Here is a 244-nt window from a genome sequence, read left to right as displayed (position 1 = left end):
ATTATTAAGCTTGTTGAATTTCGTTAAAAATTCACTCGGTTTTTTGCTTGGTAAAATCTATTTGCTTACTTATCTAGTTTTCAATGTGCAATGTTGAATGTCAAATAAACATTCAAAACTGAATACAATATGTCTCCGTTATTCCATGACCTTATGGTCATTCCGTAATATCCTTAGAAAGGAGGTGATCCAGCCGCACCTTCCGATACGGCTACCTTGTTACGACTTCACCCCAATCATCTGT

1 rRNA gene is annotated in these 244 nt (G+C 36.1%); it reads right to left on the bottom strand.

Going from position 1 to position 244, the window contains the following annotated elements:
* Positions 1–177: 177 nt before the first annotated feature.
* Positions 178–244, bottom strand: a 16S ribosomal RNA gene (locus tag LQ682_RS14100); the annotation flags it as partial.

The sequence above is a fragment of the Mammaliicoccus sp. A-M4 genome, assembly GCF_022386955.1.
Lineage (GTDB): Bacteria > Bacillota > Bacilli > Staphylococcales > Staphylococcaceae > Mammaliicoccus > Mammaliicoccus lentus.
The sequence above is the reverse complement of the archived record's forward strand: the minus strand, read 5'-3'. Positions and strand labels throughout refer to the sequence as shown.